Annotated in this window: 8 protein-coding genes; 4 read left to right on the top strand and 4 right to left on the bottom strand. The window is 70.9% G+C overall.

Translation table 11 applies throughout. The features are described from left to right. Positions 1 to 2: 2 nt before the first annotated feature. The gene (locus tag ACFPQ9_RS33380; protein WP_380861830.1) at positions 3 to 1,385 is read left to right on the top strand and encodes an L-serine ammonia-lyase; all 1,383 of its coding nucleotides are present in this window, start codon (positions 3 to 5) and stop codon (positions 1,383 to 1,385) included. Between the two features lie 310 nt (positions 1,386 to 1,695). Here the strand turns inward: ACFPQ9_RS33380 and ACFPQ9_RS33375 are convergent, their stop codons facing one another. Next, a complete protein-coding gene (locus tag ACFPQ9_RS33375) occupies positions 1,696 to 2,700 on the bottom strand; it encodes an esterase/lipase family protein (protein WP_380861828.1) in 1,005 nt (334 codons plus the stop codon). A 325-nt stretch (positions 2,701 to 3,025) separates the two neighbouring features. Between ACFPQ9_RS33375 and ACFPQ9_RS33370 the strand changes: the two genes are divergently transcribed. Beyond that, positions 3,026 to 3,766: a DUF1775 domain-containing protein gene (locus ACFPQ9_RS33370; protein WP_380861826.1), complete on the top strand. Its 741-nt coding sequence runs from the start codon at positions 3,026 to 3,028 to the stop codon at positions 3,764 to 3,766. 59 nt (positions 3,767 to 3,825) lie between these two features. On the opposite strand, the gene gdhA is transcribed toward ACFPQ9_RS33370, so the two are convergent. The 3 genes from gdhA to ACFPQ9_RS33355 form a co-directional block, all read right to left on the bottom strand. After that, positions 3,826 to 5,190, bottom strand: a complete 1,365-nt coding sequence (gdhA, locus tag ACFPQ9_RS33365) for an NADP-specific glutamate dehydrogenase (RefSeq protein WP_380861824.1) — start codon at positions 5,188 to 5,190, stop codon at positions 3,826 to 3,828. A gap of 300 nt (positions 5,191 to 5,490) precedes the next feature. Next, positions 5,491 to 5,919, bottom strand: a complete 429-nt coding sequence (locus ACFPQ9_RS33360) for an RNHCP domain-containing protein (protein WP_380861822.1) — start codon at positions 5,917 to 5,919, stop codon at positions 5,491 to 5,493. A 28-nt stretch (positions 5,920 to 5,947) separates the two neighbouring features. Continuing rightward, the gene (locus ACFPQ9_RS33355; RefSeq protein WP_380861820.1) at positions 5,948 to 6,337 is read right to left on the bottom strand and encodes an RNHCP domain-containing protein; all 390 of its coding nucleotides are present in this window, start codon (positions 6,335 to 6,337) and stop codon (positions 5,948 to 5,950) included. Positions 6,338 to 6,833: 496 nt separating this feature from the next. Between ACFPQ9_RS33355 and ACFPQ9_RS33350 the strand changes: the two genes are divergently transcribed. Both ACFPQ9_RS33350 and ACFPQ9_RS33345 read left to right on the top strand, forming a co-directional pair. Next, positions 6,834 to 9,680 carry a carbohydrate-binding protein gene (locus ACFPQ9_RS33350; protein ID WP_380861818.1) on the top strand — a complete coding sequence of 949 codons (2,847 nt, stop codon included), beginning with the start codon at positions 6,834 to 6,836 and terminating at the stop codon, positions 9,678 to 9,680. Next, positions 9,677 to 11,827, top strand: coding sequence for a glycoside hydrolase family 99 protein (locus tag ACFPQ9_RS33345; RefSeq protein WP_380861816.1), 2,151 nt, complete (start codon positions 9,677 to 9,679; stop codon positions 11,825 to 11,827). The genes ACFPQ9_RS33350 and ACFPQ9_RS33345 overlap by 4 nt, the downstream gene beginning before the upstream one ends. Positions 11,828 to 11,843 lie beyond the last annotated feature (16 nt).

Here is an 11,843-nt window from a genome sequence, read left to right as displayed (position 1 = left end):
GCGTGGCAATCAGCGTCTTCGACCTGTTCTCGATCGGCATCGGCCCCTCCAGTTCGCACACCGTCGGCCCGATGCGTGCCGCCGGGATGTTCGTCACCCGGCTGAAGCAGGAGGGCGTGCTCGCGCAGACCACCGCCGTACGGGCCGAGTTGTTCGGCTCCCTGGGCGCCACCGGCCACGGCCACGGCACCCCGAAAGCGGTACTGCTGGGCCTGGAGGGCAACGAGCCGCACACCGTCGACGTCGCCCGGGCCGACCTGGACGTCGAGCGGATCCGGGCCGGCGGACGCATCCGCCTCCTCGGCGCCGAGATCGGCCCGGCCCACGAGATCGACTTCGATGTCTCGACCCACCTGGTCCTGCACCGCAGACGATCGCTGCCGCACCACGCGAACGGCATGATCCTCTTCGCGTACGACGCCCACGGTGTGCCCCTGTCGGAGAAGACGTACTACTCCGTCGGCGGCGGCTTCGTGATCGACGAGGACGCCGTCGAGGCGGACCGCATCAAGCCCGACGAGACGGTGCTGCCTCACCCGTTCCGCTCCGGCGACGAACTCCTGCGCCTCTCCCGTGAGACCGGCCTGTCGATCTCCGCCCTGATGCTGGAGAACGAACGGACCTGGCGCACCGAGACGGCGATCCGTACCGGTCTCCTCGAGATCTGGCGGGTCATGGACGCCTGTATCGCACGGGGTCTGGGCCGCGAGGGCATTCTTCCGGGCGGCCTGAAGGTCCGTCGGCGCGCAGCCGCGGCGGCACGGGCGCTGCGCAGCGAGGGCGATGCGACGAGTCGTGCGATGGAGTGGGTGACCCTCTACGCGATGGCCGTGAACGAGGAGAACGCCGCCGGCGGCCGTGTCGTGACGGCCCCGACGAACGGCGCGGCGGGCATCATCCCGGCGGTCCTTCGCTACTACCTCGACTTCGTGCCCGGCGCCGACGAGGACGGGATCGTCCGCTTCCTCCTCGCCGCGGGCGCGATCGGCATGCTCTTCAAGGAGAACGCCTCCATCTCCGGCGCCGAGGTCGGCTGCCAGGGCGAGGTCGGCTCCGCCTGCTCCATGGCGGCCGGTGGGCTCGCCGAAGTCCTGGGCGGCAGCCCCGAACAGGTCGAGAACGCCGCCGAGATCGGCATGGAACACAACCTCGGCCTCACCTGCGACCCGGTCGGCGGCCTCGTCCAGATCCCCTGCATCGAACGCAACGGCATGGCCGCCGTCAAGGCGATCACCGCCGCCCGCATGGCACTGCGCGGCGATGGTCGGCACCACGTCTCCCTCGACAAGGTCATCAAGACGATGAAGGAGACCGGCGCCGACATGAAGGTCAAGTACAAGGAGACGGCGCGGGGTGGGCTCGCGGTGAACGTCATCGAGTGCTGAGCAGGCGGACGCGCCGAGCGGAACGACGTTCACGAACGGAGGCATGTCTCAGTCGTCGTAGGTCACCACGACCTTCTCCACGGCGCCGGGCGTGAGGGCGAGTTCGAAGGCGCGGTCCACCTCGGACGAGGGAACGCGGTGGCTGATCAGCTGGGCGAAGCGCTCCTGGTGCGCGACCAGTTCGGGGGTGACCTCGAAGATCTCGGTCGGGTAGCCCTGCGCCGAGCACGGGACGCTCGACGTCCACCACCTCGACCTGGCAGACGCCTGTGGTCTGGACGGACTTCATCGTCGCCATGTGCGTGCCCGGTCAGCCGCCGAGGACGGGCAGGGTGAGCCCGCAGCGCACGGGCTGTGCGTGAGCGGGATCGAGGGCGTTGCTCACGAGCTGGGCGGCGTTGGTGTCGTACGCGAGCGACAGGTGGTCGGAGAGGTCCTCGTCGCAGATCCGCTGGATCAGGATGTTCCGCACCTTCGCGCCGGGCCCCGCGGTCAGGAAGCTGTTGTGGTACGGCGTGGCGAACTCGTCGTACCGGGTGGCGATGACGGTGTAGTGGACGCCGGGCTGGGTGTCCCCGCCCTTGTCGAGCGTCCTGTTCACCTCGGAGCCGACCATCTGGTCCGACCAGGCCTGACCGACGACGGCTGACACGGCCGGGTTGAGGCCGAGCCGGGTCGTCAGGGTGCCGATGCCGGAGACGTTCCCGCCGTGGTTGGACGGAGCCAGGGCGACAAGGTGGCGCACTTTGTTGCGCTTCGGGTGCTTGGGGTTCGTGCCACCCTCGAAGCGCAGATACCAGCGGGGCGTGGGACCGCCGCCCTGGGAGTGCCCGACGATGTCGACCTGGCGGGCACCGGTGGCCTTCAGGACGCGGTCGACGTAGCGCGCGACCTGTCGGGCCGACACCCGGATGGGTCCGGTGGCCTGGAACGGACTGCCGGGAGGGCCGCCGTAGTTGGGGGCGAAGACGCAGTAGCCCTGCTGCTTCAGCCAGGGCGACAGCATGCTCCAGTTGTTGAAGGCGTTCGCCGCGGACCCGTGCAGCAGTACGACCGGGCGCGGATGCTTGCGAGAGGGACGGCAGCTCCAGTCGTCGGCACCGGCCGGGGGCGCTTCCGGGTGGAGAAGGCCCCCGGCCACCGCCGCGGAGACGTCGACGATCCGGCCCAGCGGACGGGGAGGCGTCGGGGTGTCGGATGTCGCCGCCTCGCTCTGCGCACCGACGGTCAGCGACAGGGCGAGGCCCGTGCAGACCGCGGCCCATCCTGCGCGCCGCCGGTACGACCGGCTCCGGGAATCCATCCGATGCGACATCGGGCCACTCCTCGTCTCGTAGCCGGCCGAGCGCCGACGCGAAGATGATCGAGGAGCGGAGCCGGCCGCGGCTCAACAGCCGCTCGCGGGCCCTCATATGGAGCAGACCGCATTCATCCGTCCAGCCCATGAACAACCAGCGGATCATCGCAGGATCCTCCAAGGATCGTTGCTGGATGATCCGCCGGACGAAAGAGCCTGACCGCCCGAAGATTTTCTGGACGGACCCGGGAACTCACCCGCGCCCGCGGCCGACTCCTGTGGAGAGGCGGCTCTGTCCGCGCTCGTCCGCAGTCATCACGTCGTCGGCACAAGGGAGTCGTAAGTGTCCCGCTCCACTCTGATCCGCAGTCTGCGCCGCACCGGCGTGCTCACCTCGGCCGCCCTCGCGCTGGCCGTCGCCACCGCGGGGCCGGCGGCGGCCCATGCGGAGGTGGAGGCCGAGGGTGCGCGGGCCCTCGACCAGAACGTCGAACTGACCTTCGCCGCCGAGTCGGAGTCGGGCTCGGCCGGGATCAGCAAGCTGGAGGTGATCCTGCCCGAGGGGATCGTCCCGCAGGACATCACCTACGGAGAGGGCCCCAAGGGCTGGAAGTTCGCGCCCACCGCCCGGGGCTGGACGGTGTCCGGGCCGAAGCTGGCCGTCGGCGAGGACGTCGAGTACGTCGTGACCGTACGGCAGTTGCCGGACGCCAAGGAGGTCGTCTTCAAGACCCTTCAGAGCTACAGCGACGGCAAGGTCGACCGCTGGATCGAGCTGGAGGACGAGGCCGAGGGGGACGGCCACGGCCACGGTCACCCCGCGCCCCGCCTTGCGCTGAAGGCCGCCGCGCCCGGCGCCGTGCCGGTGAGCCCCACCCCCACGGAGGAACCGACGACCGCCGCCCCGTCATCGACCGCCGCCTCGGACGGGCCCGGCGCCCAGGGCTCCTCCGCGAAGCCGGCGGCCGACGCGAAGGACGACGACGGCATGTCCGTCGCCGTGCCCGTGGGCATCGCCGCGGCCGTGGTGCTGCTCGGCGGGGGCGCTTGGTGGCTGCGGAAGCGGAAGGGCGGGGCCGCCTGACCACGCCTCGCTTCTGGGCGTGTCGTTGACGCACGATCCACGACACGCCCGGTGTCACCTCAGATGACCCCCAGGTCGAGCATGGTGTCGGCCACTCTGACGAAGCCCGCGATGTTGGCGCCGACGACGTAGTTGCCCGGCGCCCCGTACTCCTCGGCGGTCGTGCGGCACGTGGTGTGGATGCCGGCCACGATCGCCGCGAGCCGCCGGTCGGTCTCCTCGAAGGTCCATGCGTCTCGGCCGGCGTTCTGCCGCATCTCCAGGGCCGAGGTGGCGACCCCGCCGGCGTTGGCCGCCTTGCCGGGGCCGAACGCGACGCCCGCGTCCTGGAACAGTCGTACGGCCTGCGGTGTGGTGGGCATGTTGGCGCCCTCGGCCACGGCGACCACTCCGGAGGCGAGCAGCGCCCGTGCCGCGTTCTCGTCCAGTTCGTTCTGGGTGGCGCAGGGCAGCGCGACCGAGCACGGCACGTCCCAGACGGAACCGCCCTCGACGTACCGGGCCCGGGTCGTCGTCTGGGCGTACTCCTTGATCCGGCCGCGCCGGACTTCCTTGATCTCCTTGACCAGTTCGACGTCGATGCCCGCCTCGTCGACCACATAGCCGCCGGAGTCCGACATCGCGACGACCTTCGCACCGAGCTGGTGCGCCTTCTGCGCCGCGTAGATGGCGACGTTGCCGGAGCCGGATATCACGATCCGCCGGCCGTCGAGGTCCTGGCCGCGCTCGGCGAGCATCTCGGAGACGAAGTAGACGGTGCCGTATCCGGTGGCCTCGGTCCGCACATGGGAGCCGCCCCAGTCGAGGCCCTTGCCGGTGAGGACCCCGGACTCGTAGCGGTTGGTGATGCGCTTGTACTGGCCGAAGAGATAACCGATCTCGCGGGTTCCGACGCCGATGTCGCCCGCCGGGACGTCCGTGTGCTCGCCGAGATGGCGGTGGAGCTCGGTCATGAACGACTGGCAGAACCGCATGATCTCGCCGTCCGAGCGGCCCTTGGGGTCGAAGTCGGCGCCGCCCTTGCCACCGCCGATGGGCAGACCCGTCAGCGCGTTCTTGAAGATCTGCTCGAAACCGAGGAACTTCACGATGCCGAGGTTCACGGACGGATGGAAGCGCAGTCCGCCCTTGTACGGTCCGAGCGCGGAGTTGAACTCCACGCGAAAGCCCCGGTTGACCCTGACCCGGCCGGCGTCGTCGACCCAGGGCACACGGAAGAGCAGCTGCCGCTCCGGCTCGCACAACCGCTCCAGGATGTGGTGTCCGGCGTACCCGGGGTGGCGGGCGAGCACCGGCTCCAGCGACTCCAGTACCTCGCGCGCGGCCTGGTGGAACTCTGACTGTGCGGGGTCCCTGGCCTGGACGCCTGCGTAGACCTCGGCGGTCAGGCGCAGGTCCGCGGGCGGCGTGTACTGGACCGTCATGGACGTACCTCCGTTGTACGACGTTGCAGGCGAATGTACGGGAGAGCGCGGGGTGGGTACTCAGTGGACGGTCGCACCAGGTCGACGGCGGTCGTCCCGCCGGTGGCACAGGTGCCGTGGCACGGCCCACCCGCCCGGCTCAAGGGCGAGCGCTGATCGCGTGCTCGGCGTCGTGGCCGTAGATCCAGCCGTTGCGCAGCAGCGGGTCCGAGTCGGCGTCTCGTAGCGTCGTAGCACCTGCGCGCGGCCGCGGGAGAAGCCGGGCCGACGCCCTGGCGCCGACCCGGCCCCCTCATGGCGTCACAGCACCGTGAGCAGCGCGCTGCCGGCGGCCCTGCCGTCCCGCAGCGGTCTGAGCGCCAGACGTATCAGGGCGACGGCGTTGTCGTCGCCGGCGATGCGGTTGGCGCTGAGTGCGGCGCAGGACTGGCACTGATGGATGAGCATCCATTCACCGTCCGGCCTTACGGTCAGCCCCAGTACCTCCATCCGGCCATGGCAGTCCGCGGCGCGGTCGCCGGGGACGCGTCGGTCGACGTGCAGGCTGACCAGGCAGTTCGGGCAATGGTTGCGGTGTGCGGTGCCGGGTGCGACGAGGGACACGTCGAGCCGGCAGCCCACGCACCGGAAGTCATTGGCCCGGTGGCCGCCGTTGCCGTGCAGTACGTCCTTGGTGCGCTGGGGGCGGTGCCGCCGGTTGCGGCCGCTCGCCCGGGTTCGGCGTGGCATGGCTGGTCCTCCTTTCCGAGCCGGGCGTTCAGAGGGAGCCGAACGCTTCGAGAGGGAACGGAGGTTGTGCCAGCGGGCGCACGGCCATGCGCATCAGGATGAGCTGGTTGTCGTCCGCGCACACCGGGTTCGAGGTGAGCTCGCCGCAGCGGACGCAGCGGTGGACGAGCATCCAGTCACCGGTGCGCAGCACCGCGATGGCGATGGGGTTCATCCGCGCGTCGCACTCGCACCGGCCGCCGTCGACCTGGTCGACGACGTGCCGCGAATGCAGGCAGGACGGACAGTGGTTACGGCGGCTGCCGTCGGGGGCCAGGGCCGACACGGTCAGCCCGCACCACACGCAGGTGAAGGTGCCGTCGGTGCTGAGGACGTCGTTGAGGGGGTTGTGCTGGTGAGCGAGGTTGTCGCTGGACACCCGGGTGCTCCTTGCTGAGAAGTGTGCGAGGACAGCAAGAGCAGGCCGAGCGGCCTCGGGAGGCCCTGAATCGGTCAGGGGCGGCTTACGCGGTGCGGCGAGGCGCGCTCGGCGCGGGCCGGGTCACAAAAACACCCCTTCCAGGGCAGGTCAGAGCAAAGTCGATGGGTTGAGCTCGCTCAAGCTAGCACTCGGCTGCGGGGCGGCGTCCACTCGTTATTTCGTCGCCCCGGCGCGGGGCCGGCGCGGGGCCGGCGCGGGGCCGTCGCGGGGCCGGGCTGGGGGTCGGGCCGGGCAGGGTTGATTTTGACAGGCCCTTGACAAATTTGGCGACGCCCCGCAGCATGCAAGACATCTGCGGAAGCCTGCAATTCCCTTTGTTCAAGGCGTAAGTTATCCGCACAGCGCATCGAACCCGCACGGACGCACCTCCCCGGCAAGCGCGGCCGGCGCGCGCCTTGCCTGACACCCGCATCGTCAGGAAGGACAACCCCCCATGCTTCGGCGCCCTCGCGCGGGGCTGAGAACGCTCACCGCGCTCGCGCTCGTCCTGGCCGCCGCCGTCACGGCGGACCCCCTGGCCGCCCCGGCCTCCGCCGCCCCGGCGGACCTGCCGCCCGCCGACTATCAGCATGTCCAACTCGCCACCGGCGCTGCCGAGTTGGGCGAACCGATGTCCCTGGCCGTACTGCCCGACCGCTCGGTCCTGCACACCGCCCGCGACGGCACGATCCGCCTCACCGACACCGCCGGCAACACCAAACAGGCCGGCAAACTCGACGTCTACACGCACGACGAGGAGGGCCTCCAGGGCATCGCCGTCGACCCCTCCTTCACCGCCAACCGGTACGTCTACGTCTACTACTCCCCGAAGCTGAACACCCCGGCGGGCGACGCACCCGTCACCGGCAGCGCCGCCGACTTCGAACGCTGGAAGGGACACCTCAACCTGTCGCGGTTCACGCTGCGCACCGACGGCACCCTGGACCCGGCGAGCGAGAAGGTCGTCCTTGAGGTGCCCAACGACCGCGGCCAGTGCTGCCACGTCGGCGGCGACATCGACTTCGACGCGGCCGGGAACCTGTATCTGACCACCGGCGACGACACCAACCCGTTCGACTCCTCCGGCTACGCGCCGATCGACGAACGCACCGACCGCAACCCGCAGTTCGACGCCCAGCGCAGCTCCGGCAGCACCAACGACCTGCGCGGCAAGGTGCTGCGGATCAAGCCGACCGCGGCCGGCGGCTACACCGTCCCCGCAGGGAACCTCTTCGCACCGGGCACCGCGGGCACCCGGCCCGAGATCTACGCGATGGGCTTCCGCAACCCGTTCCGGATGTCCGTGGACCGCCCCACCGGCACGGTCTACCTCGGCGACTACGGCCCCGACGCCGGCGGCACCGACCCGAACCGGGGACCCGGCGGCCAGGTCGAGTTCGACCGCATCACCGGACCCGGCAACTACGGCTGGCCGTACTGCACCGGCACCAACACCACGGGCGAGACGTACAACGAGTACACCTTCCCCAGCGGCCCCTCGGGAGCGAAGTACGACTGCGCGGGCGGCCCCGCCAACAACTCCTTCCGCAACACCGGGCAGGCCAAGCTGCCGCCCGCGAAGCCGAGTTGGATCAAGTACGGCCTGGACGGCTCACCGCCCGAGTTCGGCGGCGGCTCCGAGTCACCGATGGGCGGTGAGGTCTACCGGTACGACCCGAACTCGGCCTCCACGGTGAAGTTCCCGCAGTCCCTCGACGGCCGCTACTTCGCCGCCGAGTACGGCCGCCGCTGGATCAAGGCCATCGAGGTCAGGAGCGACGGCACCTACGGCACCATCGAAAACGTCCCCTGGACCGGCACCCAGGTGATGGACACCGACTTCGGCCCGGACGGCGCGCTGTACGTGCTGGACTACGGCACCGGCAGCAACAACGCGGGCCTGTACCGCATCGAGTACATCGCGGGCAGCAACCGCAACCCCGTCGCCCGGGCGTCCGCCGACCGCACCTCAGGCGCCCTGCCGCTCACCGTGCGGTTCTCCTCCCAGGGCAGCTCCGACCCGGAGGGCGGGGCGCTGACCTACTCCTGGAACTTCGGCGACGGCACCACCTCCACCCAGGCGAACCCCAGCCACACGTACACCACCGCCGGCTCCTATCGCCCCACCCTCACGGTCCGCGATCCGGAGGGGCTGACCGGTACGGCCAGCCTGGTGGTCACCGCCGGCAACACGGCGCCGACGGTGACCCTGCAACAGCCCCCGGACGGGCAGCCGTTCGCTTTCGGTGACACCGTGCCGTTCCGGGTGCAGGTCAGCGATCCCGAGGACGGCAGCGTCGACTGCTCCAAGGTCAAGGTCACCTATCTCCTCGGCCATGACAGCCACACCCACGCCATCACCTCCACCAACGGCTGCCAGGGCAACCTGACGGTGCCCGCAGACGGCGAACACGACAGCGCCGCCAACCTCTACGGGGTCTTCGACGCCGAGTACACCGACGCCGGCGGCCTGACCACGCACTCCGTGCGCACCCTGCAACCCCGCCACCGGCAGGGCGAGCACTTCGGCGCCCAGTCCGGCATCGAGATCGCGAACCATGCCACCGCCGAGGGCGGCCGGACGGTCGGTTTCACCGACGACGGCGACTGGATCTCGTTCAAGCCGTACGTCCTCGCGGGCGCCACGAAGTTCACCGCCCGGGTGGCCTCCGGCGGAGCGGGCGGCACCCTCCAGGTGCGTGCCGGTTCCGCCACCGGCACGCTGCTCGGCACCGCGACCGTGCCGGTGACCGGCGGCTGGGACACCTTCACCGACGTCACGGCGGGCCTCTCCGGCGCGCCCTCCGGCACCACCGAGCTGTTCCTGGTGTTCCGCGGCCCGACCGGGCAGGGCAATCTCTTCGACGTCGACGCCTTCACCCTCGGCTCCGGCTCCACCACGACCACACCGTGGGAGGCGGAGTCGTACAGCTCCGCCTCGGGCGTCCAGTCCGCGGCGCACGGCTCGGCGAGCGGCGGTCTGACCCTGGGGTACATCGAGAACGGCGACTGGGCGGGCTACGCCTCCGTCTCCACCGCGGGCGCGACCTCCGTCTCCGCCCGGGTCTCCTCGGCCGGCGCCGGCGGCACCCTCCAGTTCCGCTCCGGCTCGCAGACCGGGCCGCTGCTCGGCTCCGTGACGGTGCCGGTGACCGGCAGCTGGGACACCTTCACCACCGTCAGCGCCACGCTCAACGGCGCCGGAACGGGCCCGCTGTTCCTCACCTTCACCGGAGGCACCGGCAGCCTCTTCGACGTCGACACCTTCACGCTCGCCTCCTCGACACGAAAGGGGCGATGACCATGACCACCCTGATGCGGCGGCTGCGCCGCGGCACGACGGCCCTGGCCCTGGCCGTGCTGGGCGCCCTGCTCACCCCGGCCGGGACGGCGCACGCGGCCTCCTTCGAGGTCCTCGTCTTCTCCAAGACGGCCGGTTTCCGGCACGACGCGATCCCGGCGGGCATCGACACCCTGCGCACCCTCGGCGCACAGAACGACTTCTCCGTCACCGCGACCGAGGACGCCGGCGCCTTCACGTCCGCGAACCTCGCCGGATACGAGGCGGTGGTGTTCCTCAACACCACGGGCGACGTCCTGAACGCCGCCCAGCAGACCGCGCTCCAGTCCTACGTCGACTCCGGCGGCGGCTATCTGGGCGTGCACGCGGCCGCTGACACCGAGTACGACTGGCCGTACTACGGACAGCTGGTCGGCGCCTGGTTCCAGAGCCACCCCGCGATCCAGCAGGCCACGATCCGCACCGAGGACCGCACCCACCCGGCCACCTCGCACCTCGGTGCCAGCTGGACCCGCACCGACGAGTGGTACAACTACCGCGCCAACCCCCGCCCCCGCGTGCACGTCCTGCAGACCCTGGACGAAAGCACCTACAGCGGCGGCTCGATGGGCGCCGACCACCCCATCACCTGGTGCCACGGCCAGGGACAGGGCCGCTCCTTCTATACCGGGCTCGGCCACACCGTCGAGTCCTACGCCGACCCGGCCTTCCGCTCCCTGCTGCTGGGCGGCGTGCGGTACACGGCCGGACAGGCGACGGCCGACTGCTCGGCCCCGGCGGGTACCGGTCAGGTCGAGGCCGAGGCGTACACCTCCGGCTCCGGCGTGCAGGTCGCCGCGCACGCCCCGGCGAGCGGCGGACAGACGCTGGGCTACATCGAGAACGGTGACTGGGCGGGCTACGCCCCCGTCTCCACCGCGGGGGCCAGGACGTTCACGGCGAAGGTGTCCTCGGCCGGAGCGGGCGGCACGATCGAGATCCGCTCGGGCTCGGCCACCGGCACCCTGCTCGGCACCGTGGCGGTACCGGTGACCGGCGGCTGGGAGACCTTCAAGACCGTCACCACGACCCTCACGGGATCCGCCTTCGGGCCGCTGTTCCTGAGATTCACCGGCGGCGGGGGAGCCCTGTTCGACATCGACACCTTCAGCCTCGGCGCCGCCCCGACCGCCGACGCCCTCTCCGACGACGTGCACCTCTTCTACTACCCCTGGTACGGCAGCCCGGCGGTCAACGGCGGCTGGCGGCACTGGCAGCAGGGCGGCCGCACCCCGCCCGACGACATCGGCGCCGACCCCTACCCGGCCCTGGGTCCGTACGACTCGGGCGACCGTGAGGGCGCCGTCGCCCGGCACATGGAGTGGGTCGCCCGGTCCGGCGCCGGTGTCATCGTCTACAGCTGGTGGGGCCGGGGCAGTTACGAGGACCGGCTCGCTCGGGGCGTGCTCGACGCGGCGCGGGAGCGAGACATCGAGGTGGCCTGGCACCTGGAGCCGTACGCGGGCCGCACCGGCGCCTCGACGGCCGCCGACATCGAGTACATCAACAGCACCTACGGCAGCCACCCCGCCTTCCACCGCTCGGCGGAGCACGGCGGCAAGAGCGCGTTCTATGTGTTCCAGAGCCTGGACGTCGCCGACTGGTCGGCGCTCGACCGGGTCACCGACACCAGCATCGTGCTCGCCCAGACCACCGACACCACCAAGATCGCCCACTTCTCCGGCATGTACACCTACGACGGCATCGCGGGCGCCACGGCACCGGGCTGGAAGCAGGCCGGCGACCACGCCCGGGCCAACGGCCTGATCTGGGCGCCGTCCGTCGCGCCGGGCTACATCGACGACCGGGCCGTGCCGGGCAACTCCACACCCACCGTGGAACGGGCGAACGGCGCGGCCTACGACCGGCAGTGGTCCAACGCCCTGGACCCGGCGATCGGCGGATCCCCGACCTGGGTGTCGGTCACGTCGTTCAACGAGTGGCACGAGGGCAGTTCCATCGAACCCGCCGACTCCACGCCACCCGCAGGCCACGGCTACCGGACCTACGACGGCGCCTACGGGCAGACGGGAGAGGCGGCACAGACGGCGTACCTGGACCGCACCGCGTACTGGGTGGGCCGATTCGAGGAGGCGTCGCGAGGCTGAAACCCGAAGTGCCCGG

This window comes from Streptomyces coerulescens, from assembly GCF_042657965.1.
Lineage (GTDB): Bacteria > Actinomycetota > Actinomycetes > Streptomycetales > Streptomycetaceae > Streptomyces > Streptomyces coerulescens.
Note: the sequence above shows the minus strand (reverse complement) of the source record. Positions and strands in the feature narration are given on the sequence as shown.